This window comes from Streptomyces sp. NPDC002870, from assembly GCF_042888505.1.
Taxonomy (GTDB): Bacteria; Actinomycetota; Actinomycetes; order Streptomycetales; family Streptomycetaceae; genus Streptomyces.
In genome coordinates this window covers 60,110-86,252 of the sequence record NZ_JBIAPW010000028.1, presented here as the reverse complement: position 1 = coordinate 86,252, position 26,143 = coordinate 60,110, and the positions used below count along the sequence as shown (strand labels likewise).

Genomic DNA, 26,143 nt, shown 5'->3' with positions numbered 1-26,143 from the left:
GCACTGATCGGGCTCGACGGACCTCTCTTTCAAGAGTGCGCCCGTACGGCGCGCCTGGTCGAACCGAGGCCGGAGGCCTGGGGCGCCCGGCCTGCCCGCCGCGTGCTCGCCAGGCGGCAGCCGAGGTAGATCACGAACGAGATCGTCGTGACGTACGGGCTGATGGGGATGGTGCTGCCGAGGGCGAGCAGAATCCCTCCCTCCATCGAGACGAGCGCGAAGACGACGCTCAGCACGGGCAGCAGCACGGGGGAGGCCGTGATCCGCGCGGCGGCGGCCGCCGGGGTGACAAGGAGCGCGAGCACCAGCAACGCTCCGACGATCTGTACGCAGAGAGCAACCGCGAGGCCGAGGACCAGCATGAATGCCAGGGACAGCACACGGACGGGTACGCCCCGGGCCTCGGCCACCTCCGGATCGACGCTGGCGAAGGTCAGCGGCTTCCAGATGACCGCGAGAGCGACGAGCACCACTGCGGACGTGCCGACCAGCCATGACATCTGCGGGGTGTCGACGGCGATGATCTGGCCGGTCAGAATGCCGAACTTGTTCGCCGCTCGCCCCTTGTAGAGGGACAGGAAGAGCACGCCCAGTCCGAGTCCGAACGGCATGATGATGCCGATGACGGAGTTGCGGTCGCGGGCGCGGACGCCCAGTACACCGATGGCTCCTGCCGCGAGCAGCGATCCTGCGATGGACCCGGCCACGATGTTCAGCCCCAGCAGCAGCGCGGCAGAGGCGCCGGCGAACGACAGCTCACTGATCCCGTGCACGGCGAACGGCAGATCGCGCATGATCACGAATACCCCGACCAGGCCGCCGGCCAGACCCAGCAGAGCCCCGGCCACAAGGGAGTTCTGGACCAGGCCGAGCAGCTCGCCGTAGTTGTCGAAATTGAAGATCTGCTGCCAGATACCGGTGTCGTCCCCGCCGTCGGTGAGTGGCACGCGCCGGATCACGACCGCCCGCCCCCGTCCGGCCCGTTCCCATGGTTGTGCACAGTGGCATCGTCGGGCGCCCCGACGACGACGATGCGACCCCTGACACGGACGACATCGACCTGCGTCCCGTACAGCTGCGACAGGCTGGACGAGGTCATCACCTCGTCCGGCGGCCCGATCCGGAATCCGCCCTGGGCCAGATACAGGACCCGGTCCACCAGCCCCAGGACGGGGTTGATCTCATGCGTCACGAAGACGACGGCCGTGTCGGCGGAGCTGCGCCGCCGGTCCACCAGCGTGGTGACCGTGCGCTGGTGCTGCAGGTCGAGGGAGAGCAGGGGCTCGTCGCAGAGGAGGATCCGCGGGTCGGTGGCGAGCGCCTGCGCGATGCGGACGCGCTGCTGCTCGCCGCCGGAGAGCCTGCCGACGGGAACATCCGCGTAGGGCGTCGCTCCGACCGAAGCCAGGATGTCGTCCACCCGGCGGCGGCTCGCGCGGGGGGCGAGCGACAGTCCCCAGCGATGCCCGTCCATACCGAGCTGCACCAGGTCGCGGGCGCGCAGCATCGTGTCTGCGGGCAGGGACTTCGTTTGGGGTACGTATCCGATGTGGCTGCTGCCGCGCCGGGGAGCCCGGCCGAGGACCGTAAGCGACCCCGCGGTGAGCTGCTGCCGGCCAAGGAGCACTCGTAGCAGGCTGGTCTTGCCCGATCCGTTCGGGCCCAGCACCGCGAGGAACTCCCCGGGCCGCACATCGAGGTCCAGGTCGCACCAGAGCACACGGTCGCCATAAGCCAGTGCGGCGCCCCGCATACTGATCACCGGGTCGCCATGGACCGCGCTCCCGCGGGCGGCTTCGCCGGGGTGGGAGAGCGGTGCGACGGCCTCGGCCTCCGTGCGGTCCATTACGTGCCCATGGCGCTCTTGAGTGCATCGACGTTGGCTGTCATCCAGCTGATGTAGTCCTCGCCCTGGGGAAGCGTCTCGGTGACCGGGACGATCGGGATCCCGCTGTCCTCGGCCGCCTGCCCGACCTTCTCCGTCTGAGGGCTGGAGGTCTGCTCGTTGTACACAAGTGCCTCGACCTGCCTGCCGGTGAACAGCTCAAGCGTCTGCTGCAGGCTCCTCGCAGAGACGTCGTCACCCTCCTCGACGGCTTCGCTGAAGTCCGCGGGCGTACGGTTGCGCAGCCCGCTCGCCTCGATGAGATACAGCGGCACTGGCTCGGTGACCGCCACCGCGGCGCCCGCGTGATCCGCCTTGATCTGTTCTTCCGTGTCCTGGAGGGACGTCAGCCTCTCTTTGAACGACTTCGCGTTCTGGCGGAAGACGTCGGCGTCTGCCGGGGCGGCCTTGGCCAGGGCGTCCGCGATCCGGTCGGCCAGGTTTCCCACGGTGGGGAAGTCGTACCAGACGTGCTCGTTGAATTCGCCGCCCGCTGCCGGGGTCTTTCCCGAGACCTCCACGGCGTTGATGACGTCGGCCGAGGAGTTCTTCGCACTGCGGAGCATCTTGCCCACGAAGTCGTCATAGCCGCCGCCGTTCTCGACGACGACCTTCGCCCTGGACAGCTCCAGCTGGTTGCGCGTACTGGCCTCGTACGAGTGGGGGTCCTGCGCCGGGTCGCTGATGATCGAGACGACCTTGACCTTGTCGGCGCCGATCTGTTCGACGATGTCGCCGTATACGTCGCTCGAGGCAACGACCGGGATGGCGGCCGACGCGGTCGCGCTCCGCGAGCCGTCGCGGGAACTGGCGTCCGAGAAGCTGCCGCAGCCACAGGTCAACGCCAGGGCGACACCGATGAGGAAGGCCGGGCCGCGCGCTGGGGGCATTCGCGTACGGGCTGAGGGCATCCGCATAGGCGTCCTCCCAACCGAAGCGAAAGCGAAACGGTTATCACTTGAAGTATCGCCCCATCGCTTCACGCCATCCACTGGAGCCGCGTGGCACTTCTCAGAGCGCTCTGCCGGCCGGAACCGCCATTGTTTGACCGGCAAACAAGACCCGTTGCCATCTCGTTAATATTGTGCTTCTTGACGCTTTTGTCGGGGCAGAGTTGACTTCCAGCCACCTCGGCCACAACTACGTGGCCAGTCAGGGAGGTTGATTTCCACCGATGAACGCACATTTGCGTCTCGCCGCCGTTGCTGTCGCTGCTTCTGCGACGGCCGCCACGCTCGCTTCCTGTGTCAGTGCTCAGGGCTCGGGCGTGAAGACGAGCGACGACATCACTGTCGGTCTGCTCCTTCCGGAGAACCAGGCTGCCCGCTACGAGAAGTTCGACAAGCCGGTCATCGAGGAGAAGGTCGCGCAGCTGACGAACGGCAAGGGCAAGGTCCTCTACGCCAATGCGAAGCAGGACGCCACTCTGCAGACGCAGCAGGTGGAAACCATGATCTCGGACAAGGTCGACGTCCTGATCGTGGACGCGGTCGACTCCAAGTCCATCGCCGACTCGGTCAAGAAGGCCAAGGACGCGGGCATCCCGGTCGTCGCCTTCGACCGTCTCGCCGAGGGCCCGATCGACGCCTACACCTCGTTCGACAACGAAGAGGTCGGCCACGTCCAGGGCACAGCGCTGCTGCAGGCGCTGGGCTCCAACGCCAAGTCGGGCGAGATCGTGATGATGAACGGCGCGATCACCGACCCGAACGCCGCGCAGTTCAAGAAGGGCGCGCACGCCGAGCTCAACGGCAAGGTGAACATCGGCAAGGAGTACGACACCAAGGAGTGGAAGCCGGAGAACGCCAACGCCAACATGGAGGCCGCGATCTCGGCCCTCGGCAAGGACAAGATCATCGGGGTCTATTCCGCCAATGACGGCATGGCGGGCGGCATCATCACCGCCCTGAAGGCCGCCGGCGTCTCCCCGCTCCCACCGATCACCGGCCAGGACGCCGAGCTCGCCGCCGTGCAGCGCATCGTCGCCGGCGAGCAGTTCATGAGCGTCTACAAGCCGTACGCCCCGGAGGCCAACGCCGCGGCCGAGATGGCCATCCTGCTCGCCAGGGGCATGTCACTCAACTCCATGGCCCAGGCGGACGTCGACAGTCCGACCGACACGCGCATCCCCTCCGTGCTGGTCCCGGTCATCTCGCTGACCAAGGACAACATCAAGGACACCGTCATCCTGGACGGCGTCTACACCGTCCAGGAGATCTGCACCCCCAAGTACAAGGCCGCCTGCGACGACCTCGGACTGAAGTAGGGCCCGCGCCCGGAGCAGGGCCCGCAAGCCGCTACGAACGACCGGCACCTAGCAGCAGCAGGGTGTGCGGCCACAGGCTGTCCAGGACAGTCGGGTCGTTCTTGAGCTTGGCGAACAGGACCATTCCTTCGAGCTGGGCCACCACCGCGCGCGCCGTGGCCGCGGTGGCGCGGTCCCGGGGGACGCTGCCTTCGGCCGCGGCGTCCTCGAGCATCGCGGCGACGAGGTCGATCTGCTCGTCGAAGATCTCCTCCAGGCGGGCCCGGACGTCGGGCTCCTGAGTGCTGAGCTCCAGGGCGAGGTTGCCCAGCAGGCAGCCGTCGACGGTTCCGGACGTCTCTTTCATGTGCCGCTGGGCCGTCGTCATCGCGGCCAGGAGGCGCTGGAGCCGGGTCAGAGCCGGGTCGCTTCCGTCCAGCTCGGCGGTCCAGCAACCGCGCTGACCGTGCCAGTACGCGTTGACCACTTCCACGGTGAGAGCCTGCTTCGACTCGAAGAAGTGGTAGAAGCTGCCCTTCTTCACGTCGGCCCTGGCGCAGATCTCGGCGACGCCGAGGTTGCCGTAGCCGCGGCTCTGCATCAGCTCACCGGTGGCGTCGAGGAGGCGTTCGCGTGCGGTGCTCGTGCGTCCCATGGCGGCGAGTATACGCCCGGTCAACTATTCCCCCGATCTGTGGTAGCTTTTAGTTGACCGGTTGTCTAGTGTCGTGGGCAGCGGCGGGGAAACGGCCCGCCGACGATTCTGGAGGACTGCCATGTCCGTACCGATCTCTGTCGTCATCGCCCATCACAGCGGCTACGGGCATACGGCACGTCAGGCCGCCGCAGTCGCCGCGGGCGTCGACTCGGTGCCCGGGGCGCGGGCCGATCTGCGGGACGTCGCCACGCTGGACACGGAGCTCTGGGAGGCGCTGGAGTCCGCCGAGGCGATCATCTTCGGCTCGCCGACCTACCTGGGCAGTACGTCGGCCGTCTTCCAGCAGTTCGCAGAGGCCAGCGGCCGGGTCTGGGCGGAACAGGGCTGGCAGGGCAAGCTGGCTGCCGGATTCACCAACTCGGCGGGCCTGAACGGCAACAAGGACAACGCGCTGCTCTCGATGGCCGTCCTGGCCGCGCAGCACGGCATGAACTGGGTGTCCCTCGGGCTGCTTCCCGGCTGGCTCTACACCTCGACCGGCAGCACCGAGGACCTCAACCGGCTGGGTGGTTTCGTGGGCGCCATGGCGCAGTCCGCCTCGGACCTCAGTGCCGAGCAGGCGCCCGGCGATTCGGACCTGCGCACCGCCCGGCATCTGGGGCAGCGGGTCGCGCGGACGGCGCTGCAGTTCGTCCACGGCCGTGCGGCCGCTTCCCTGGCGGTGACGGCATGAGCGCCGGACGGCTCGGTGATCTGCTGGGCATCGAACACCCCGTCGTGCAGGGGCCGTTCGGAGGCGGTCTGTCCTCCGTCGCACTGGCGGCGGCGGTATCCGAAGGCGGTGGCCTGGGTTCGTACGGCGCACACATCCTGTCGCCGGACGCGATCACGGACCTGGTCGCGGAGCTGAAGGCGGCTACGGACCGGCCGTTCGCCGTGAACCTCTGGGTGCCGCTGGAAGGGGAGGCGCAGTTGCGGCCGGACGCCGCCGAGCTGGCCAGGCACACACAGCGGCTGCGCCCGTACTACGACGAACTCGGCCTCACCGCACCATCGGCCGAGGACGTCTCGGACCGTCCGGACTTCGACGATCAAGTGGACGTCCTGCTGGCGGCGGATCCTTCTGCCATCAGCTTCGTGATGGGTATTCCGCCCCAGCGCGTGATCGACGAGGCACGGGCCCGTGGCATCGTGCTGATCGGCACGGCGACCACGGTGGACGAGGCTGTCGCTCTGGAGTCGGCCGGGATCGACGCGGTCGTGGCATCCGGCAGCGACGCCGGGGGCCACCGGGGTGCGTTCCTGCGGCCCGTGAGGGAGTCCCTGGTCGGGACGTTCTCGCTGGTGCCGCAGGTGGCCGACGCGGTGTCGGTACCCGTCGTCGCAGCCGGTGGTATCGCCGACCGGCGAGGTATCGCCGCCGCGCTCGCCCTGGGCGCCGACGCCGTGCAGATAGGCACCGGATTCCTGGCGACCAGGGAATCGGGGGCGAGTGCCGTCCACAAGCAGGCCCTGAGCGGGCCCGAAGCGCGAAGGACGGTGCTCACCCGGCTCTTCTCGGGCCGGACCGCGCGCGGGATCCTGAACAAATTCGTCCGCGACATGGCCGCCTACGAGGACGAGGTGCCCCCGTACCCCGTGCAGAACGCTCTTATGCAGCCGATCCGCCGCGCGGCCGGCGCCCAGGGGAGGGCGGAGTACGTCAACCTGTGGGCCGGTCAGGCGGCGGCGATGACGCACGAATCCCTCGGTGCGGGGGAGTACCTGGCCTCGCTGGTGGAGGGCCGCTGAGTCACCTGGGGACGAAGGCGACCCGGAACATCTTGGGCCACGACTTGCCGGTGAGCAGGAACTGATCGGTCCCGGGAACGGCCGCAATACCGTTCAAGACGTGCGCCCGGCTCTTCTCGGCCGCGCTGAGCAGGGCCGGAGCGTCGATGTCTCCGGTCACCCTGCCGGTGTTGGCGTCGATACGCACAATGCGGTCGGCAGGCCAGACGTTGGCGTACACGGTGTCGCCGACGCATTCCAGCTCGTTCAGCCGCCCCACGGGTTCCCCATGGGCGGTGACGGCGACATCCCCCGTCTTCGCGAGTGTTCCGGGGTCCCGGAAAGTGAGCCGGGAGGATCCGTTGCTCGTCACCAGCCGGTCGCGATGCCGCTGGTGGCACACTCCCCAGCCCTCGTCCCGGTAGGGGACCCGGCGCAGCTCGGCCAGGGTCCTTGCGTCCCTTTCGACCGCGATGCCGTTCTGCCAGGTGAGTTGCCACAGAGTGGCCCCCATGACGGTGATTCCCTCGCCGAACAGTGGCGAGGGCAGATCGGCGCGGACCGCGGGAGATTTGCCCAGCGGCCCCGCCCGGACCGAGGACTGTCCGACCAGGCCTGTGCTCTCGTACAGCGTGCCGCCGGTCATCTCCAGGCCCTGGGTGAAGGCCTTCGGGTCGTGGGGCAGGATCTCGACTACTTCGACCCTCAGTTGCTCGACCTCGCCCCCGACCCCTGCCGCGGCCCGCCCATGTGGGCCCGGGCCGCGGTTCCCCGCTCCGCCACTCGTCTCACAGGAATGGACGAGCATCCCACCGGCCAGGGCCACGACCGCGACAGGGAGCACCAGCGCAAGACGCATGAGTTCACACTTCCACAGTGGCCGGCAGGCACGACTCTGCCCCGCCGGAGCGGACGTTCGTCGCAGCGCGCCGATGAACCCCACTGGCCGGTGCCACCAGGTTCTACGATCGCGACTTGGCCGGCAGCGGCACGGGCACCGGCGCCCCGTGCCCCTTGGCAGCCGATCCCCGGCTGGGAACAACCGCCATCAGGCGCGACGACACCAGGGCGGTGATCCGGGCCTTCGCGCCCCGCTTCGGCCGGTACTTGTACGCATAGCCGTACGCTTCGCCCTCCCCTCGGGCCGGAGCGCCGTTCATGACGGCCCCCAGCACAGGGACATTGACGCGTTCGAGGATGCGCAAGGAGTCGACGAGCTGGCTCCGGCTTGTCCGCCCGGCGCGCGCCACGAGCAAGTAGCCGTCGATGGAGGGTGCCATTGCCGGGGTGTCGGCGAAGGGGAGCACCGGAGGGGTGTCCACCACGAGATGGTCGAACTGCTCGGCAAGAGTGTGCAGCAAGGCGGCGAAGTGGGTGCTTCCCAGGAGCTGGGTCGGGTTGGGGGGAATCATCCCACTGGTGAGTACGGAGAAGGACCCGGCCGACTGCAGTACCTCATGCAGTTCGGCCTGGCCCACCAGAGCCGTGGTGAGCCCGGCGTCCCTGACCAGGCCGAGGGCTGGAGCGATCGAAGGGCGGCGCAGGTCGCAGTCGATCAGGCATACCCTTGCCCCCTCTTCGGCCAGGGTGGCGGCGAGATTGACCGACACGCTGCTCTTGCCCTCACGGGGCAGCGGGCTGGTGACGGCGATGACCTTCGGCCGCTGGTCCACTTCCGCGAACTGCAGATTGACGCGAAGCTTCCGGAAGCCCTCCGCGCGAGGGCCGTGCGTGTCGTCGCGCAGGCAGACCGGCTGCCTCGCGGCTCGCGGGTCCTGCACGATGCTTGAAAGCACGGGAGGTCCGCCGGCCCCTGCAAGGCACTCTGCGAGGGCTTTGGAATCACGCATCGACGTGTCCACTGTCTCCAGTGCGACGCCCAGCCCCAGCCCGAGAGCCAGGCCCACCGCCAGACCGAGCGTGGCATTGAGAACGGTGTTCGGGTACGAAGGCGCGGTCGGCACGGTGGCAGGCTGGGTGACGGTGAGCCGCACCGGAGACACGGACTTCTTCTTCTCAGGGCGCTCAAGCTCCCTGATCATGTGGGCGAAGCGAGCAGCCACCGCGTTGCTGATCCGGGCCGCTCGTTCCGCACGGGTGTCCGTGACGGTCAGCCGGACCAGCACGGTATTGAGCGGTGCCTCGGCCGAGATCCGCTCAGCCAGCTCCGTCGGCGTCATGTCGAGCCGGAGGGATTTCACGACCGGCACGGTCACCTGCGGGCTGGCCGCCACGTCGGCGTAGGACTGGACTCTCGCCTGGGTGAACGCGTTCCCCTGATTGAGCTGGGACGTGTCGGCGCCACTCTGGAGGGAAGCGAACAGCGTGGTCGTTGCCCGGTATTCAGGAGTGGCGAGGACACTTGCCAGGACGCCTGCCGCCGTCCCCAGAAAAGCCACAATGGCGATGACCCGCCACCGGCGGGAAAGGACTCGAAGGTAGTCGCGCAGATCCAAGGTCATCCCCGATCGGAGCAAGTGAGTGAGTGAACGGTCACCCTAGGACCGCGCTGAGGGATTCAGGGCGCATGGCATGCATACTCACCTTTTCGTACCCCAACGGAGTGCATGGGCGTCCCGCGTCGCAATCAGAGGCGCTCAACAGTCTCCGCGCTGCAGCGATTGCAGGCGTCGAACACGTAGTCGGCGACCTTCTCCACCATTGCGTAGTCGAAGACGTCGTGGTCAGTGGCAATGACCACGGCATCGGCTGACGCGACCTGTTCCTCTGTGAGTTCGACGCACAGGATGTCCCCGGGCAGCCGAAGAGCGTCGACATGCGGTTCCACCGCCAGGACGTGAGCGCCCAATTGCCGAAGTCCCAGAGCCACGGCAACGGCAGGCGATTCCCGGATGTCGCCGGCATTCCTCTTGTAGGCGAGCCCGAGGACCAGGATCTGGCTGCCGTTGACGGGCTTGCGGCGGGCATTGAGCCCTCTGGCAACGCGCAGCACCACATGGTCGGGCATATGGCTGTTGATGTCGTTGGCCAGTGTCACGAAGCGGAAGTCGTGCCGAAGCGTCTGCTTGACCTGCCACGAGAGATAGGAGGGATCAATGGGCAGGCAGTGCCCTCCGACGCCGGGCCCGGGCAGAAAGCGCATGAAGCCGAAGGGCTTGGTCGCCGCCGCGTCGATCACTTCCCAGATGTCGATGCCGAGTGGTTTGCAGAACATCGCAAGCTCGTTGACGAGGGCGATGTTGACATGGCGGAACGTGTTCTCCAGGAGCTTGGTCAGCTCGGCCGTGCGCGGTGAGCTCACCGGGACGGTACGGTCCACGACGTCGTCGTAGAACTGCTCGACATGCCGCAGGGAGATGTCGTTCAGACCGGAGACGACCTTGGGGGTGTTCTCAAGCCGCCAGGTCGGGTTTCCCGGGTCGATTCGCTCCGGGCTGTATCCGAGGAAGAAGTCCTTGCCCGCCAGGAGCCCACTGCCGGCCTCCAGGATCGGGCAGACCACGTGCTCGGTCGTGCACGGATACGTGGTGGACTCGAGGATCACCGTGGCGTTGGGCCGGAGTTGCTGGGCGACTGCCTGCGCGGCGGCCTCCACGAAACTCAGGTCGGGGACTCCGTCCTTCAAAGGAGTGGGCACGGTGATGACGCAGACGTCGAAGCCCGCGGCATCGGCGTAATCGGTGCTCAGGGCGTAGCGGCCAGAATTGAGGGCTGCCAGTAGGCGAAAGGACGTCACGTCCTCTGCGAACGACTCACCGGCGGCAAGACGCTTGATTCGCATCTCGTCCACATCGAGACCCACGACGTTGTGCCCGGCTTCCGCCACCCGAACAGCGAGTGGAAGGCCCACGTACCCCTGGCCGACTACGACCACCTTCTTTGTTGCCACCGACACGGTGACTCCTCTCTGCTTGCCAAGCAGAATGTTTCGGAGGAATATGCCTGGCACTCGCTCGACGCGGCTTCCCGTCCATCTCTTGAGTGACACTCGTAGGGCGAATGGAGCCATGTCAGCCGTCAAGGGGGCACGAATGGGCTAATTGCAGGATTCCATTCATTCTATTTGCGTTATCCCTGGCTATCGTTGCCCTGCGTCGTCGGCGCACATACCCCGGCAACGCCCCACCGGCAAAATGGAGTGACGGCGTGATGGAACGTCCGAAGTACCTGGTCACTGGAGGAGCCGGCTTCATCGGCTCCCATCTCGTCGATGCGCTGCTGGCACGTGGTGAGCCGGTCGTCGCACTCGATGACCTCAGCACTGGACGCCCGGAGAACCTTGAAAGTGCACGCGGGCAGGATAACTTCCAATTTGTCCAGGGCTCCGTGCTGGACGCGGCGCTCGTCGACGAGTTGGTGCGTGACTGCGATTTCGTAGTGCACCTGGCGGCGGCCGTAGGCGTGAAACTCATCGTCGAACAGCCGCTGAATTCCTTCACCATCAACACCAAAGGCACAGAAACCGTCATCGGCTCCGCTCACCGCCATGGAAGAAGAGTAATCCTCGCCAGCACATCGGAGATCTACGGCAAGAACTCCTCCGGACCGCTGAGCGAGACCTCCGACCGCATCCTGGGCAGTCCCTCTGTCCCACGGTGGTCCTACAGCACCGCCAAGGCGGTCGACGAGATCCTCGCCGAGCTGTACCGCCGGGAGTACGGACTGCGTTCCACCGTCGTGCGGTTCTTCAACACCGTCGGCCCTCGGCAGAGCCCCGCCTACGGCATGGTCATCCCGAGATTCGCCGGTCAGTCGGTCCGGGGAGAACCCCTCACCGTCTACGGCACCGGGCAGCAGAGCCGCTGCTTCCTCCATGTCGCGGATGTGGTCGACGCGCTCCTGTCGCTGATCGACCTTCCGGATGCCGTCGGTGAGACCTTCAACATCGGAAGCGACGAGGAGATCAGCATTCTGGATCTGGCGGAGCGGATCATCGCCTGCGCCGAGAGCACTTCGTCCGTGCGTCACCTCTCCTATTGCGAGGCCTACGGACCGGGGTTCGAGGACATGGAGCGCCGCGTCCCCGACACCACGAAACTGAGGGCCTTCACCGGCTGGCAGCCCAGGCGGAACCTCGACGACGTGCTTGCGGACGCCGTCGCCGATGCCCGGAGTGAGGCTGCGCGGCAGGTTCTCGAGCGTGTCGCTGACGGCCAGACCAAGGGGGAGACCGGCGACTCCACCGGTCAGACCGTGCTGGCGGGTCCATGTCCGGTCTGAGTCCGTGGCTGGTGTCGGCGGTCGCAGGGCTGGGAGCTCTCTTCATCGCCGCCCTGCTGACCGAACCGCTGCGGCGGCTGGCCCTGCGGCGCGGATACACCGACCAGCCGAACGCACGCAGAGTCCATGTCCGTCCCACGCCTTATCTCGGCGGTATCGCGGTCGCGATCGCCACCCTGGCCGCCGCGGGTGCGGCGACGATCGCCGCGACGGAGTACGACACCACGGTCGGCGTCGTACTCGCGTGCGCTGCGCTCATCGCCGTTCTCGGTCTCACCGACGACCTGCGTCCGCTCAGCATCCGTTCTCGTCTCTGCATCGAGGCGGCAGCTGCCCTGGTGGTGGTTCTGTGGTGCGGCCATCCCGTGCTCTTCGGTACCTGGCTCGACGTGGTACTCGCCGTCGCGTGGATCCTCTTCACCACCAACGCGTTCAACTTGCTGGACAACATGGACGGGGTGGTGTCCACGGTCACCGCGGTCACCGCGGGATTCCTCTGCTGCGCCGCTCTCTCCGTCGGTCTGGTCGGCACTGCAGCGGTCATGGCGGCCCTGGCCGGGGCCTGCGCAGGCTTCCTCTTCCACAACTGGCATCCGGCGCGGATCTTCCTCGGTGACGCGGGCTCACTCTTCGTGGGCTTCCTGGTGTCGTCCGCCACTGTGGTTCTGCACAGGGACAACGCCGCCCTTTCCGGGTACACCAGTCTGTTTCTCATCACGTTGGTCGTCACCGCCGACACCGGCCTGGTCATGGTCGCGCGACGCAGGGAGGGCAGGCCTGTGCTGCAGGGCGGCAGGGATCACATCGCCCACCGGCTCCGGCGGCTCGGACTGACCGTCCGGCAGGTAACCGTCGTCATCGGGGGCTTCGCAGCCATGACGTGCCTGACGGCTGTGCTCGTCATGTTCAAGGTCGTCCCGCAGAGCGCGGTGCTGATCACGGTTGTCACGGTGACCGTCGTGGCCTGGGGCCTGCTGCTCAGAGTCCCGGTGTACGCCGTAAGCGGGGACGGACAGAGCTGAGGGGAGCCGCGGCGACGCGCCGTGACTCCCCTCAGCTCTGCCGTCAGCCCACTTCCACCGTGCGCGGCGCAGACGGCGGCCGCTCCGCATACTCGGGCAGGGTACGGAACCAGCGCACTGTCTCAGCCAGTCCGGTCTGCAGCGGCACTTGCGCGATATCGGGGAAGAGCCCGCGCAGCAGACCGTCCGCGGCCTGGGAGTGGCGGACGTCGCCCGCCCTCGCCGCCTCGTGCTGGATCTCGGCCGGAGCTCCGACGACTTCCGCGAGCTGCTGGGCCAGGTCGATGAGAGGCACCCGCGTACCAAAGGCCAGGTTCACCGGACCGGGGTACGTGACCTTACGCAGGACCGCATCGGCCAGCACCCTGACGACGGTTCCGACATAGGTGAAGTCCCGCGTCTGCAGTCCGTCGCCGAAAATCCTCATGGGTGTGCCGCGCAGCAGAGCGTCGATGAAGGCCGGGATCACGGCGGCGTAGGCATGGCCGGCCGACTGCAACGGCCCGTAGACGTTGAAGAACCGGAACGCCAGAACCCGCAGGTCGAACGACGCACCGTAGGCAAGGACATAGGACTCGGTGGCGAGTTTGCTCGCGGCGTAGGGGCTCAGGGGCTGGGTCGGCAGGTCCTCGTGTTTCGGAAGCACGGGAACGGCACCGTAGACCGAGGAGGACGAGGCGGCCACCACCGAGACGCTTCTGCGTCGGCATGCCTCGAGGACGTACACCGTCCCGGTCGCGTTGACGTTATGACTGGCGATCGGGTCCGTCAGAGAGCGCGGCACAGACGGGCGGGCTGCGAGGTGGACGACTGCATCCACCTTGGCAACGACGCTGTCGAGGAGGTCGGGGTCGAGAATGCTGCCCTCGATCAGCTGCGCGTCGACTCCCGCCAGGTTGGCCGCAGAACCTGTGCTCAGGTCGTCGAGAGCGATGACCTTGCCCACATTCGGACGCGACGCAAGCTCTTGGCAAAGGTTGGCGCCGATGAAGCCGGCGCCTCCGGTAACAAGGACGTTCAACAGTGCTCACCTTTCGAACGGGATGCGGTCCACCATCCGCGGGCGACGGCGATGGAGGTGTAGAGAGCCTGCGTGTCGGCCACCAGACGTTCCTCGCCGAAGCGCTGGGTGGTGAACGTACGCGCTCGTGCACCCATCTCCTGGCGCAGTTCCCCGTCGCGCAGAAGAGTCACCGTGTGGCGAGCGAGTTCACCGGACGACAGGCCTGCCAGGAGCCCCGTCGTTCCGTCTTGTACGACCTCCGCGACGCTGCCGACGTCTGTGGCCACCGTAGGCAGCCCCGCCAGGCCGGCCTCGATCAGACTGACGGGCATGCCTTCGTTGTCCGAGGTCAGCAACACCAGGTCGGCCGCCGCGTACACCGTCTCCACGTCTGCGCGCCAGCCCAGCAGGTGGAGCGAGTCACCGAGATCGGTGACCGCCTCCGGATCCGGTTGGAAGTCGCCCGATCCACACACCACGAAATGCGCTGCGGGCACGGTACGGCGCACTTCGCGTGCCACGGCGAGAAAGCGGTCGGGGCGTTTGATTCCGGTAATTCGTCCCACATAGGCAACCACAGGACAGTCCTGCGGGAGTCCGAGCTGTCGCCGGGCGGCGGCGGGCTCCGGTGCGATTGCAAGCGTCGTGCCGGGCGGCACGACCGTGTATTGGCCGGCCTTTCCGATGCTGGCGGCGACGAGGTCGTCCCGCACTCGGCTGCCCACGGCAACCAACCGATCGGTGAGGGCTGCAAGCCTGCGTTCGGTCTGCACCACGACGCGAGTCTTCGCCGGGGAGAAATAGCCATGCAGGAGATGGCCGTGAAAAGTGTGCACCCTTGAGGGGACCCGCGCCAGCACGGCAGCCGCCCGCCCCAGTGCGCCCGCTTTCGCTGTGTGCGTGTGGACGATATGGGGCCGGAATCGGCGCATGGCTGCCGCCAGTTCGAGCAGGCAGCGCACATCATCCGTGGGCCGCACAGCCCGTCCCAGCCCTTCGAGCCGATGGACCGGCAGGTCGGGTGCCCGCTGATCCAGATAGTCCGCCTCACCCGAACCCACAAGTCCGGAAATAAGGCGATGGTCGAATCGCTCGGGATCCAGCCCCCGCATGAGGGCCGAGACCTGGACAGCCGGACCACCGATGTTCATTCTGGTGATGACTCTCATCACGCGCAGGCGTGGGATGCCGAAACCCGTGGTTCGGTACGTGGCGGTCGACATGTGCCAGATATTAAGCCGAACACACTCCGGTATCTGTCAAGGGCGCGAAGTATGTGTCCGCTGCTTTGGACAACCCTCTCGGAAATATTTCGAGAGGCCATGGATGGATCGCCGAGAGCCCGGTATTCGGTCGATTCTCGTGTCCATCACCGCAACGTCGACGCCCTTCTCGGCCGGCGTCTGATATACCCGCGTCAGTACGCACGTTTCCTGTTCGGGCGATCACTTCGCGTGGCCAAAGAGCTGTTCCCGTGACGGCTTCGTGTGTCGTCCGCGGTACATGCTCCCAGGATGAAGGAGACCATGAGGTGATCGACTGCACCAGCGAGGTGGAGCAAGGCAAGCGCTTCGCCTTCGGCCGCAACTGGCAGAAGTTCAGCAGGCTGGTCGACGAGGACCGTATCGCCGCCGCTCGGGATTCCCTCGTTGCGGCTTTGGGTACCGGCGACCTTGCCGGGCGTTCGTTCTTGGACATCGGCTGCGGCAGCGGGCTGTTCTCGCTGGCCGCAACCCAACTCGGTGCGAAGGTACACTCCTTCGACTACGACCCCGACGCCGTGGAGACCACCAGGCAGCTGCGTGACCGGTACGCGCCCGACAGCGACTGGCGGGTGGAGCACGGTTCGGTGCTGGATTCCTCACTGATCTCCCGCCTCGGACAGTTCGACATCGTCTACTCCTGGGGAGTGCTGCACCACACGGGCGCCCTGTGGGAGGCATTGGACACCGCCTGCCGACTGGTTGCCCCTGGCGGGCTGCTGTATGTGTCGATCTATAACGATCAGGGCCTGCGCAGCCGCGCGTGGACGCACGTCAAGCGCACCTACAACACCTCCGGCCCGGTGATGCGGGGCTTGCTGGTCGCCGGCAGCCGGATGTATCTGACGGCTCCTCGAAGCGCGGTCGCCTTGTTGAAGCTGGCGGGGAAGGGGCGACGCCCTGCCGGAGGCCAGGGCCGACGGGCTCGCGGCATGTCCGCCCGGTACGACTTCATCGACTGGGTCGGAGGCTATCCCTTCGAAGTCGCCGCTCCGGAAGACGTGTTCCGCCTGGGCCGGCGCCATGGGCTGGAACTGCGTCATCTCAAGACCTGCGGAGGGGGGCTGGGCTGCAACGAGTACGTCTTTGCATCGTTCGCCGACCAGGACACCCCGCAGACTTCACCCGCGGCTCGCAGCGCGACGGCGGTGGCCTGACCAGCGTTACGAGCTGAGGTGCCCGCGGTCCCTTCTGTGCTGCCGGGCCCGGCCGGCGCCGCCGACGTCAGCAGACGGGCGGCGGCCGGCCGTGCCTGGCGTGCCACCGCAACGGTGCTCCGGCCCCGCTGCTCACCGCGCTTACCTGACGGATCTGCGCTCCAGCAGGTGCCGGTACAGGCCGATGTGCCGCTCCACCATGGCGTCCGCACTCAAGTGCTCAAGAGCCCAATGCCGGGCAGACTTCGCCAGCTGTGTTGCAGCGGCGCGGTCGGTGAGCATCCATTGCAGGCCCTGCGCCAGAGCTTCGGTGTCTGCTGGGGGCACCAGTACACCTCGGTCGCGCAGCAACTCCGGTGTTCCGCCCACAGCGGTGGCAACCACGGGCCGACCGACCGCCATTGCTTCCATGACCGCGTTGCTCAGGCCCTCCTCCAGGGAGGGCAGCACGACGACGTCCGCCCGAGCGAGAAAGGCGGGCACATCGGTGCGATGGCCCAGAAAGCGTACGTCGATGCTCAGCCGGTCGGCCTGTTGCTGCAGTTGGAGTCGCTGGGGACCCTCACCGATCAACACGAGTGTGCAGCGCTGCCCCCGCTGCTGCATCCGGCCGACGGAGTCGAGCAGGTACCGGTGGCCTTTGTAGGTACGCAGGTTGGCCACACACAGCACCACTGGCAGGTCCGTGGTCAGGTCGGCCGGAGCGACCGTCTGGAAATCCCGTTCCTCCATTCCGTTGTGAATGACGGTGATCTTGTCCTGTGGCAGGCCCTCCTGGCGCCGGGCATCCTCGGCGACGGCATGCGCATTCGCCACGACGAAGTCAGTCATGCCGGTTGCGACCCGTTCCACGGCGAGCAGTCCACGGCGCCCCTCCTTGAACGTGCCCAGGCTGCGCCGCCCGGCCACGCACACCGGAACCCGTGCCAGGCGGGCTGCGGGAGGCGCCGGGACGTAACAGTGGAACAGGTAGGCGTGGAAGACCTGCGGCCGCGTGCGTCGCAGGTGTGCGATGAGTCGGGCGAACGCCCTCATGCCGGCCGCGGTGTCCTTCACGGTGCCCCGGAGATCGACCCATGGCCGGGTGATTCCCCGATATCCCAGGCAGACGATCCTCACCCCGGAACCGGACAACTCCGCCTCACGCGGCCCTGATTCGGACAGCAGTAGCAATGTGGTCTCAATACCTCGAGCGACCAGACCGCGGGCCAGCATCGCGACTTGCTTTTCCGCGCCACCCAGTCCCAATTGGCCAATCATCAGGCACACTCGGGACAGCTCGGCATCGCCGACGACATTCCCGGCGATCGTTACGGCCCTGGTCTCGCGGCATCCAGTCACTGACATCAGCTCCATCCAGCCAGCAGTTGAGGCACGACACAGCGTGCATTTCCGTCCTGTTCAGGCTCTCAGCAGTTTTTGCACCGATATCAACCGCGACGCGCCGTCGTCCGGGTGATGGGCCCTCCGGTGGCGTCCGGCAGGCCGAGGGCGGCTATCCGGGCGGCAGCGAGGCTGCAACGTGCTTGCCCGGGACGCATCGACGCGCGGCGGCGAGGAGAGTGAGCAGGTCGGCGGCCACGGGGAGCAGGTTCCGGGCCTGGATCCCCGTCATCTTGGTGAACAGTCGCGTCTGAAGGGCAGCCAGCAGTAAGTATGCTATTGAGGAGGCCAGCGCACAGCCGGCAGCGCCCCACACGGGAATCAGCAGCAGGTTCAGCGCGATGTTGACCGCCAGGGCGATCACGGACGGCAGGACAACCAGCTTCGCACGGCGCATCCGCAGCAAGTAGGCGCTCGGCAGCCGACTCGCCCCCAGAGCCATCACGCCAGGAGCCAGCAGCATCACGAGCGGCACCGCATCGGAGTACGCCGCACCGTACACGGCGGAAACCAGCACCGGTGCGGCCAGCGTCAGCACCAGTGCCGAGGCCAGGGCGAGCAGGATCGCGTACCGGGTAATCCGCACGGTGACGTCGGCGGATTCGGTGTCGCTGGATGCGAACTGGCGCTTGAGCATCACCTGGGAGACGACATCCGCCAGCACGCGGCTGTACCCGGCCAGGCCGACCGCCAATGAGTAGATGCCCACCTCCCGAGCGCCGGCGTATGCGCTGAGCAAGTAGATGTCTGCGTTCATCAGAAGGAACACCGAGGCGGGCCCGAGGTGGTACCGGGCGCCGGTGAACACCGTTGTACGCGCCAGCTTCAAATCCCGGCGGAGCCGCGCGGTCGCCCCGTCGGCGATGAGTACCACCAGCGGAACACTTCCGGTGGCGACCCAGACGATGAGCGCCGCTACGACGCTCAACCGTTCACCGGCCGCCAGCGCGGCCACAGCAGCGCACTGGGCGAGCGAGCCGGCCAGCATCGACCAGTTCGCCAGATGCACTCGCCCCCGCAGCAGTGCGATATTGCCGGCGTAGTTCGACGCGATGCCGAACGGAACGCTCAGGCAGGCCACCATCACGAGGAACTGCCCTGGCAGATTCAGGGTTTCAGGGCCGATCACGACCACCAGTGCGGTCGCCGCCAGCCCGCTGAGCGTCCCGAGCACGAGGGCGAGGGGCACACTGTTGCCGGCGAGCGCCTCCCGGCGCTCGGCGTCCGTCCACAACGCGCTCTGCGCCTGCTCCCCGGACAGGTGCCCCAGCATGGTGGCGGTGGTGGCGACCGTCACCGCCATGTAGTAGATCCCGCGGCCCTCCGGCTCCAGCGACCGGGCGATGACAGCGCTGGTGAACACGGACAGCACCAGGCACGCGGCCCGGCTGCCCAGCATGCCGAGCACTTGCCTCGCGGTGTCAGCCACGGAATCCCTGGGCGGGTTGGGCAGCGGCAGCCGTGGTGTCCGATGAGGGCTCTGCGCAGGTGCGTTGCCAAAGCTCGAACTGCAGCAGTGACCACAGCTGATTGGAGCGGTCGCGTCCCTCGTCATGGTCCTGCAGCAGTTGTCGCACGACCTCGGGCCGGAACAGGCCGCGAGAGCGAGCGGTGCGGTCGGTCAGCAGATCGAAGGCCAGCGGCCGCAGTTCGCAGCGCAGCCAGTCCGCCAACGGCACCCCGAAGCCTGCTTTCGGCCTGGAGAGCAGTTCAGATGGCAGCCACGGAATCATCGCCTTCTTCAGCAGCGCCTTGGTCACCTGGCCGTCGACCTTCCGTCGGCCCGGCTGGCCTGCGGCCCACTCCATCAGATGGTGGTCCAGGAACGGAGAGCGAGCCTCGAGTGAGTGAGCCATGGTGGTGATGTCCACCTTCACCAGCAAGTCGCCCGGCAGATAGGTGTTGACGTCGACGTCCATCAACCGGTTGACGTCCTCACCAGCGCGGGAAGCGTCGAACACCTGTCTGACCAGCTCGTAGCTGTCGACGCCGACCACCTGCTCCTGCATCGCCTTGGTGTACAGAGAGTCCTTGGCCTCGCTCGTGAAGTAGGACATGAGGCTGGCGTAGCGGTGCTGTGGTGCCTCGCCCAGCACCCGCAACCCCCGGCCGACCCTCCGCAACCGGGGCGTGGACCTCCCCTGTGCCAGCGCGGATCCGATACGACTCAGCACGCCGCGCAGCGGGTCCGGGGGCTGCATCCGTCCCACTCTCTTCATGAACGCGTAGCGCCGGTAGCCTCCGAAGCATTCGTCCCCTCCGTCGCCGTTGAGTACCACCGTCACGTGCTGGCGACTCAGTTCGGCCACGAAGAAGGAGGGAATGGCCGAGGAGTCGGCGAACGGTTCGTCGAAGTGCCGGGTCACCGTGGGCAGAATCTCCAGCGCGGCCGACCCGGCCACCACGGACTCGTGGTGGTCGGTTCCATAGCGGCGGGCCACGGACGCCGCGTAGGACCGCTCGTCGTAACGCTGGTCGTCGAATCCGATGCAGAACGTCTTCACCGGCTGATCACTGAGCCGGGCCATGGCGGCCACCACCGCGGAGGAGTCGATACCGCCGGACAGAAACGCCCCTAGCGGACGCTCGCTGACCATGCGGACCCGAGTGGCGTCCAGCAGCAACTGCCGTGCCCGCTCTGCTGCCTCTTGCTCGCAGCCCACCGGCTGCGGCGTGAAATCCAGCTTCCAGTAGCGCCGCAGGCGCACTTCGCCCTCTTGCCATACCAGCAGGTGCCCGGGGGGCAGCTTGCGGATACCGCGGTAGATGGACCACGGAGCCGGCACGTACTGGTAGGTCAGATAGTGATGCAGAGCCACCGGGTCCAGCTCACGGGGCACCGACGGATCGGCCACAAGAGCTTTCAGCTCCGACGCGAACGACAGTGAGGCCCCGGCCTGCCGGTAGTACAGCGGCTTCTTGCCCACGCGGTCCCGTGCAAGCAGCAGTCGGCGTCGCGCCGCGTCCCAGATCGCGAAGGCGAACATGCCCCGCAGATGCCCGACAAGGTCCTCTCCGTGGTCCTCGTAGAGGTGGACCAGTACCTCGGTGTCGCTGTCGGTGGTGAACCGGTGCCCGCGCCCGGTCAGCCGCTCCCGCAGCTCCGCGAAGTTGTAGATCTCGCCATTGAAGACCGCCGCGACGGTGCCGTCCTCGTTGTAAACCGGCTGTCCTCCGCCGGCCACGTCGATGATGGCGAGCCGGCGCATTCCCAGGGCCGCGTTGGCGTCGGTGTGGTAGCCCTCTCCGTCCGGCCCCCGGTGGGCGATGAGGCGGCACATCACGCGCACCTGTTCGGGATCGGGAGGGCTGGTTGACACGATTCCAGCTACACCGCACATGACGCTCCCAACGTGATGCACCGTCAGATGATTGGTCCGCCGACATCGTCGGCCCCTGCTTGCCGGTGCACTGCTTCCCGGGCTGACCACCAAAGCCTGATACATACCACATGTATGTGGACATTTCGTCGAGCCCTGTCCGCGCAACGGCCACTCCTTGCACTTCGAGAAATATCACCGTGTGCTCTGATCCGGTGAACTCTTCCGTCCGGCACCTCAGCAGGCACGAAATTTCTCAAGCCTTCGTTCGTCACTTCTCGAGTCGCGTTTGTAGAGCGTGATTTCGTCGTGGCGACACGGAACATCAGCCGGGCCTCCGGACTTCTGGTTCCTGTAATCTCGTGGCCCGTGGTCGAGTCGCTGTACGGGGCTTTCATACCCGGGTCGTGCTTGCACGCAAGGGGTAGGCCACAGTCCCAATGGCCGGTATGCGCCAGCGCACAGATCGAAAGAGGCCGGTTTCACCATGCGCGCAGTGACTGTGCTCAGGACACCAGCCGTTGCTCATCCCTCCACCCCTGACAGCCCGCGCAGTTCGCTCTGGGGCGCTCTCGCGGTATTCACGGTAGCGGCGGTTCTCCACGTCTGTGTTGTCCTGGTCGTTCACTCGCAGACGAACGGATACGCACTCTTTCCCGACGCTCGGGGATACGATTCGACCAGCAATGCGATTGCCGCAGCCTGGCGCAGCGGGAGCCGGTTAGAGGCGCGAGATCTGTCAGGGTTGGCCGGTTCGGCGGTGTGGGGCTACCCAGCGATCATGGCGCTGTGCAGAGTCATGACCGGCGGTGGGTGGCTTGCCGCCAAGACGGTACTGGCCCTTCTCGCGGCCACCGGCGCGGTCGCAGCGTACGGATTGGCCATCGCATCCGGGCGGGGTCGCAAGCGCGCCGTCGTCGTCGGGGTGATGGTCGGCACGAGTCCGTCCCTCTTGCTGTGGGATGCCTGGGGTCTGAAGGACGGGCTGATCACCACCTTCGTCCTGTGGTCCTTGCTGGTGCAGACTCGAGCACGCTTCTCGCTTACTTGTGTCACCACGATGCTGAGCATCTACGCATGCATGTACCTGAGACCGGCAGCGGCGCTCTTTCTCGCGGTCGCCTTGCTCGCTCGGGTGAGATTCCGCCGCGAGTACCTTGCGGGTTGCTTGATTGTCGTAGGGGCCGCGGCCCTCTTCGTTCTGCCTCACCTGATGATGCTGCTCGGTCTTGTGGACAGTCTGGAGGTGGAGGACGGGACTCGTCTGGGCTTCGTCGGCGGATACGGCTCACAGAATCTGTTGGCTCACCCGCAGTATCTGGTGACATTGCTGCTCGGGCCGTTCCCTTGGGAGTTCGGGCCTGGGACCGCGGTTCCGGGACGTTGGCTTTATCTTGGCACCATCATCTGGATCGCCTCCCTTGTCCTTGCTCCTACGGTGTTGCGCAGGGCATGGGCGGACACCACAGGGATCGGCCGTGCTGCCGTCCTGGGATCGGCGGCGTACGCCGCTGTGTATATGGCAACTTTCGGCGGAGCTTTTTACCGGCAGCGTTCCCTGCTCGAATGCATGCTGATCATTCTGGTCGTGCTTTACCTCCCTCTCTCTCCGGCCGAGGCAATGACTCGGATCCATGTGTGGCTTGCTCTCGTCGCAGGCGTTGCCGTTGTTCACAGCCCGCACCTCACGCCCACGATGTGGGGCAAGTGGCTGGCTGTGTGCGTAATAGTTCTGACTGTCCTTCTGACATTTATGTTCAGCCTCCGGCAGGGTGCAGCACGCCGATTTCGTGTTCGCCGAACGTAGACACGCCTCCTGAAAGGATTGCTCGGTGTTGGTTTCTTCACCGAATCCCTGCCCGCTCTGCGGGGCCTCATCCGCGGCTGCGCTGTCTCAGATCCACCTCTCCGACGTCTGGCAGGCATACGCGGAGCAGTGGGCCACGTCATTCTCGGACGATGTCATCGCGAAGTACGGGAACGGTCCCGTCGCCCTTCGCCGTTGCAGCCGTTGCGAGCTTGAATGGTTCGACCCGGCGCTTGAGGGCGATTCCACCTTCTACTCCCAGCTCTTCACCGGCGGGATCACGTACGAGACATGGCGCTGGGAGTTCGATCAAGCCGCGCAGCGTATCGCTGACGGGGCGCGGGTCGTCGAAGTGGGCTCGGGCGAAGGAGCCTTCCTCCGTTCCGTACTTCCACGGTGCAGGTCCGCCGAAGCGATCGAGAAGAACCCTCGCGCCGCGGACCTGCTGCGTGCGGCCGGCATCAAGGTGAGCGAGGACGACGTCCGCTCCGATGCCCTGGTCCGTCCCGGACGGGCGGACGTCGTCTGCGCTTTCCAGGTCCTGGAACATGTGGCGGACGTACGCGGCTTTCTCTCCGCGCTGGCGACGATTGTCGTGCCGGGCGGTGAGATTCTCCTCTCTGTGCCGAACCGGGAGCGGTTCCGTCAGGGTATGGAACCGAACGACTGCCCACCGCACCACCTCTCCAGGTGGAGCCCTCGGCAGTTCACGGCTGTGGCCGAGGTCCTCGGCCTGGACCTCGCCCTGGTCGAGTACCAGCCGCCTTCTCTGTCCCACGCCAGGGCATCACGCCAGCGATCCGTCCGGACAACGCTGCGTCCGGTGACCGGTCCACGGGTGGCGCAGTGGGCGGGCCGTGCCACCGCTCGGGTTCGCATGCCGGAACGCCGCCATGCGCGCTTGGCCGCCGAAGGCCGCTTCCCTTCCCAGGGCGAGTACGGACACACCATGTTCGCGGTGCTCCGTCGTCGTGGGTGATGGCGTGATCCGCTGCTCAACCGTGCGTGAACCGTTCCGCGTGCTCGTCGTCTGCACCGGAAACGTGCATCGCTCGCCACTGGCAGAACGTCTGCTGACCTTCCGACTGGCGTCGGCTGCAGGCAAGTTCCGGGTGTCGAGCGCGGGGACCGTCGCGGTGAACGGCACACCGATGGACCCGGTCGCCGCATCCCTGCTCACCGATATGGGCGGGGAACCCACCGGAGCCGCCGCCCGAAGGCTCACCGCAGGCCTCGTGAGCGGCGCGGCACTGGTTCTGGGTGCCGCGACAGAGCACCGCGAGGCCGCGGTACGGCTCTGCCCGGTGCATGGGCTCGGACGCGCCTTCACGCTGCGGGAGTTCGCACGGCTGCTGCACGAGGACGACGCGGCGGGTCTGACCGACCCGGCAGAGCGGGCCGAGGCCCTGACCAAAGGGGCCGCCGCACGGAGAGGAGTGGGCGGAGGGGGATCGTGGGACGACGACCTGGCCGATCCGTACGGTGCGTCCGAGCAAGAGGCAAGGGCGTGCGCCGCCCGTATCACCGAAGCCGTGGAACGGATCGCGGCAGCAGTGCTGGGCTGATCGGCAGGGCCCTCGCTCAGGCTCCGGGGCAGCCGCCCGACGGGTGCACCTTGGCCCGCAGGGGGCGTGGCAGTCGCTGGTGGAAGACGACGGGTCCGTGGTCGGCCGGGGGCTCCAGCAGATGCAGCGTCAACGTCCGGCTGCTGCCTGCGGGCACTTCGACGTCGAACGTGTACACGGGATGGCCGCGCTCGACACCCGGTGTCAGGCGGGCGGGCCGCCCGTCGAGGGCAGCCTTGACCAGATGGGCCCCACCGGTCGCGAAGTAGGAGACCAGCAGGCGATTGTCCCCCTGACGCGTCGGATAGGGGGGCTTGTCGAGACGATCGGTGACGTAGGTGGGAAGTCCTGCGGACGGTGCACCGTTGGAGAAGACCGCCTTGACTGTGACCTCGCGGCCGTCGGCGGTGCAGCGGCCGGGGTACCAGTCCAGGGTGCGGTCGAGGTAGTAGTCCAGCTTGGTGCCGGCGGCATTGTTGACCACCAGCCCGGCATAGGGCTCCGGACTCTGCGGCAAGGAGCCGCCGACCGGGCGTGATTCAAGCTCCCGCTGCTCATCGGGGTGGGCGCTCCAGGCGGTCATCTGCCCGTTGCTCAGCACCTCGTACAGGCCGAGGAGGAGCGCGGGCCGCCGCTGGGGGTCTTCGGCGGCGGCCAGCAACCGCCCGGCAGCGGCGCGGGCCACGTCCAGCAGGAAAGCCTTGCGCTCGTGCGGGTCGGGGTACGTCATGTAGTTGGTGCGCTCGCTGAGATCCACCACGTTGTCCGCGGCGACGACTGTGCCGGCGGTCGTGCGCGTCGGCCCGGAAGCTGCGAGCAGCCGGGCCAGGGCGCCCGGATCCAGGGAGAGTACGCCGTCGACACGCTCGCGGCTTTTGCCGAGCCAGGTGGCCGACCAGATACGCGCGGCGTAGGGGAAGTGCGGGCTCATATTGGAGTTGGGCCACGTGCCCACCACTTTGTTGTGGCCGTACATGGCAGCGAACTCGGCACCGAGGTCCACCTTGGGGCTGACGTCCAGCATTTCGGTGTCGTGTCCGAACTGCGTCAACGCGAGCTTGCCCCGGTCGGCTGTCAGCGTGGCGTGAGCACCGGGCATTCCACCGGTTCCACGCGACTCCGCGGGGTTCTGGAACACCACGAAGTAACGCCGCGGACCGTCCGCCCCCAGCATCAGCGGCAGGAGGCGGGCACCCGTGGCGGCATTCTCCACAGCGGGCGCCAACCGGTCCAGCCTGCTGACGAGTTGGTTTCGGACCCGGTCCACGGCGGGCAGCCAGGTGCGGCGGGGCAACCTGCGGGCCTCCGTGCGAGCTGCGGCCACCTGGCGTGAGGCCTGCTCGAGAGGCGGGGCGGCCCTGCGCAGTTCGGACAGATTGAGGTGACCGCCACTGGCGCCCGCGTCGTTGGTGAGGTTTGCGGCGGTGCGTACGACGGCAGGCAGCACCTCGCCGGTCAGCCGGTCGACGGCTTTGGCCGTACCGCGGACGGTCTCGAGAGGGTCTCCGAGGCGGGGCAGATGCGCGGCCACGTACCACGCAGGTCCGGTGGTGAGCCGATGTGCCCGGGCCGCGTGCGCCGCGGCAGAACGGGCCGCTGCTTCGGCGCGCTCCTTCCGGTCCGTGTCCTCCCTCGCCGTCGAGACCGGCGAGGGGGAAGCCGTCACTGTGTTCCGCAGCGTTTCCAGGTCGTGTTGGGCCGCGAGCAGCTCGCTACGGGCGTACAGGCCCGTTACGAGCACCCAGCCCGAACCGGCGAGGAGAAGGCCGGCCGCCGCCCACATCAACGGCCTGGTACGACGGTGGTTCCGTCGCACCAGGCCGGTGAGATGGGACAGAACGGAGCTGTCCGAGAGTTTGTGGATGGTCCACGGCATCGTTTGCCG

General features: G+C 67.1%; 22 protein-coding genes. 9 read left to right on the top strand and 13 right to left on the bottom strand.

What is annotated here, in order from left to right; genetic code table 11:
* Positions 1 to 29 precede the first annotated feature (29 nt).
* Genes ACFYWY_RS28145 through ACFYWY_RS28135 form a run of 3 tightly spaced genes read right to left on the bottom strand, consistent with a single transcriptional unit; the run spans position 30 to position 2,775 of the window.
* Complete coding sequence (locus ACFYWY_RS28145; RefSeq protein ID WP_389190850.1) at positions 30 to 947, bottom strand: metal ABC transporter permease; 918 nt, start codon at positions 945 to 947, stop codon at positions 30 to 32.
* Between the two features lie 8 nt (positions 948 to 955).
* Positions 956 to 1,846: a metal ABC transporter ATP-binding protein gene (locus ACFYWY_RS28140; protein WP_389190848.1), complete on the bottom strand. Its 891-nt coding sequence runs from the start codon at positions 1,844 to 1,846 to the stop codon at positions 956 to 958.
* Complete coding sequence (locus ACFYWY_RS28135; RefSeq protein ID WP_389190846.1) at positions 1,846 to 2,775, bottom strand: metal ABC transporter solute-binding protein, Zn/Mn family; 930 nt, start codon at positions 2,773 to 2,775, stop codon at positions 1,846 to 1,848. Before ACFYWY_RS28135 ends, ACFYWY_RS28140 begins: the two co-directional genes overlap by 1 nt.
* Before the next feature lie 284 nt (positions 2,776 to 3,059).
* Between ACFYWY_RS28135 and ACFYWY_RS28130 the strand changes: the two genes are divergently transcribed.
* Positions 3,060 to 4,151, top strand: coding sequence for a sugar ABC transporter substrate-binding protein (locus tag ACFYWY_RS28130; protein ID WP_389190844.1), 1,092 nt, complete (start codon positions 3,060 to 3,062; stop codon positions 4,149 to 4,151).
* A 31-nt stretch (positions 4,152 to 4,182) separates the two neighbouring features.
* On the opposite strand, the gene ACFYWY_RS28125 is transcribed toward ACFYWY_RS28130, so the two are convergent.
* Positions 4,183 to 4,785: a TetR/AcrR family transcriptional regulator gene (locus tag ACFYWY_RS28125; protein WP_389190842.1), complete on the bottom strand. Its 603-nt coding sequence runs from the start codon at positions 4,783 to 4,785 to the stop codon at positions 4,183 to 4,185.
* Between the two features lie 121 nt (positions 4,786 to 4,906).
* On the opposite strand from ACFYWY_RS28125, the gene ACFYWY_RS28120 reads away from it, so the two are divergent.
* Both ACFYWY_RS28120 and ACFYWY_RS28115 read left to right on the top strand, forming a co-directional pair.
* Positions 4,907 to 5,521, top strand: a complete 615-nt coding sequence (locus tag ACFYWY_RS28120) for a flavodoxin family protein (RefSeq protein WP_389190840.1) — start codon at positions 4,907 to 4,909, stop codon at positions 5,519 to 5,521.
* Positions 5,518 to 6,579: an NAD(P)H-dependent flavin oxidoreductase gene (locus ACFYWY_RS28115; RefSeq protein WP_389190838.1), complete on the top strand. Its 1,062-nt coding sequence runs from the start codon at positions 5,518 to 5,520 to the stop codon at positions 6,577 to 6,579. The genes ACFYWY_RS28120 and ACFYWY_RS28115 overlap by 4 nt, the downstream gene beginning before the upstream one ends.
* Position 6,580: 1 nt before the next feature.
* On the opposite strand, the gene ACFYWY_RS28110 is transcribed toward ACFYWY_RS28115, so the two are convergent.
* From ACFYWY_RS28110 to ACFYWY_RS28100, 3 genes are all read right to left on the bottom strand, one after another.
* Positions 6,581 to 7,417 carry a glutaminyl-peptide cyclotransferase gene (locus tag ACFYWY_RS28110; RefSeq protein ID WP_389190836.1) on the bottom strand — a complete coding sequence of 279 codons (837 nt, stop codon included), beginning with the start codon at positions 7,415 to 7,417 and terminating at the stop codon, positions 6,581 to 6,583.
* Positions 7,418 to 7,520: 103 nt separating this feature from the next.
* The gene (locus ACFYWY_RS28105) at positions 7,521 to 9,020 is read right to left on the bottom strand and encodes a polysaccharide biosynthesis tyrosine autokinase (protein ID WP_389190834.1); all 1,500 of its coding nucleotides are present in this window, start codon (positions 9,018 to 9,020) and stop codon (positions 7,521 to 7,523) included.
* A 125-nt stretch (positions 9,021 to 9,145) separates the two neighbouring features.
* A complete protein-coding gene (locus tag ACFYWY_RS28100) occupies positions 9,146 to 10,414 on the bottom strand; it encodes a nucleotide sugar dehydrogenase (RefSeq protein ID WP_389190832.1) in 1,269 nt (422 codons plus the stop codon).
* A 254-nt stretch (positions 10,415 to 10,668) separates the two neighbouring features.
* Between ACFYWY_RS28100 and ACFYWY_RS28095 the strand changes: the two genes are divergently transcribed.
* Together ACFYWY_RS28095 and ACFYWY_RS28090 are read left to right on the top strand one after the other, a co-directional pair.
* The gene (locus tag ACFYWY_RS28095) at positions 10,669 to 11,739 is read left to right on the top strand and encodes an NAD-dependent epimerase/dehydratase family protein (protein ID WP_389190830.1); all 1,071 of its coding nucleotides are present in this window, start codon (positions 10,669 to 10,671) and stop codon (positions 11,737 to 11,739) included.
* The gene (locus tag ACFYWY_RS28090) at positions 11,727 to 12,761 is read left to right on the top strand and encodes an MraY family glycosyltransferase (RefSeq protein WP_389190828.1); all 1,035 of its coding nucleotides are present in this window, start codon (positions 11,727 to 11,729) and stop codon (positions 12,759 to 12,761) included. Before ACFYWY_RS28095 ends, ACFYWY_RS28090 begins: the two co-directional genes overlap by 13 nt.
* 43 nt (positions 12,762 to 12,804) lie before the next feature.
* On the opposite strand, the gene ACFYWY_RS28085 is transcribed toward ACFYWY_RS28090, so the two are convergent.
* Positions 12,805 to 13,782 carry an NAD-dependent epimerase/dehydratase family protein gene (locus ACFYWY_RS28085; protein ID WP_389190826.1) on the bottom strand — a complete coding sequence of 326 codons (978 nt, stop codon included), beginning with the start codon at positions 13,780 to 13,782 and terminating at the stop codon, positions 12,805 to 12,807.
* Positions 13,779 to 14,987, bottom strand: coding sequence for a glycosyltransferase (locus ACFYWY_RS28080; RefSeq protein WP_389190824.1), 1,209 nt, complete (start codon positions 14,985 to 14,987; stop codon positions 13,779 to 13,781). Before ACFYWY_RS28080 ends, ACFYWY_RS28085 begins: the two co-directional genes overlap by 4 nt.
* A gap of 308 nt (positions 14,988 to 15,295) precedes the next feature.
* Between ACFYWY_RS28080 and ACFYWY_RS28075 the strand changes: the two genes are divergently transcribed.
* Positions 15,296 to 16,183: a class I SAM-dependent methyltransferase gene (locus ACFYWY_RS28075; protein WP_389190822.1), complete on the top strand. Its 888-nt coding sequence runs from the start codon at positions 15,296 to 15,298 to the stop codon at positions 16,181 to 16,183.
* 141 nt (positions 16,184 to 16,324) lie between these two features.
* Here ACFYWY_RS28075 and ACFYWY_RS28070 read toward each other — a convergent pair whose 3' ends face one another.
* The 3 genes from ACFYWY_RS28070 to asnB form a co-directional block, all read right to left on the bottom strand.
* Positions 16,325 to 17,443 carry a glycosyltransferase gene (locus ACFYWY_RS28070; protein ID WP_389190907.1) on the bottom strand — a complete coding sequence of 373 codons (1,119 nt, stop codon included), beginning with the start codon at positions 17,441 to 17,443 and terminating at the stop codon, positions 16,325 to 16,327.
* 235 nt (positions 17,444 to 17,678) lie between these two features.
* Complete coding sequence (locus ACFYWY_RS28065; RefSeq protein ID WP_389190820.1) at positions 17,679 to 18,995, bottom strand: lipopolysaccharide biosynthesis protein; 1,317 nt, start codon at positions 18,993 to 18,995, stop codon at positions 17,679 to 17,681.
* Positions 18,988 to 20,907, bottom strand: a complete 1,920-nt coding sequence (gene asnB, locus ACFYWY_RS28060) for an asparagine synthase (glutamine-hydrolyzing) (protein WP_389190818.1) — start codon at positions 20,905 to 20,907, stop codon at positions 18,988 to 18,990. Before asnB ends, ACFYWY_RS28065 begins: the two co-directional genes overlap by 8 nt.
* A gap of 475 nt (positions 20,908 to 21,382) precedes the next feature.
* Here asnB and ACFYWY_RS28055 point away from each other — a divergent pair, with 475 nt between their 5' ends.
* Genes ACFYWY_RS28055 through ACFYWY_RS28045 form a run of 3 tightly spaced genes read left to right on the top strand, consistent with a single transcriptional unit; the run spans position 21,383 to position 24,258 of the window.
* Positions 21,383 to 22,693 (top strand): hypothetical protein, encoded by a 1,311-nt coding sequence (locus ACFYWY_RS28055; protein WP_389190816.1) that lies wholly within the window; start codon positions 21,383 to 21,385, stop codon positions 22,691 to 22,693.
* A 25-nt stretch (positions 22,694 to 22,718) separates the two neighbouring features.
* Positions 22,719 to 23,672 (top strand): class I SAM-dependent methyltransferase, encoded by a 954-nt coding sequence (locus ACFYWY_RS28050; protein ID WP_389190814.1) that lies wholly within the window; start codon positions 22,719 to 22,721, stop codon positions 23,670 to 23,672.
* 22 nt (positions 23,673 to 23,694) lie between these two features.
* A complete protein-coding gene (locus tag ACFYWY_RS28045; protein WP_389190812.1) occupies positions 23,695 to 24,258 on the top strand; it encodes a low molecular weight phosphatase family protein in 564 nt (187 codons plus the stop codon).
* Between the two features lie 16 nt (positions 24,259 to 24,274).
* On the opposite strand, the gene ACFYWY_RS28040 is transcribed toward ACFYWY_RS28045, so the two are convergent.
* Entirely contained in the window at positions 24,275 to 26,134 is a 1,860-nt protein-coding gene (locus ACFYWY_RS28040) for a DUF4012 domain-containing protein (RefSeq protein ID WP_389190810.1), read from the bottom strand.
* Between the last annotated feature and the right edge of the window lie 9 nt (positions 26,135 to 26,143).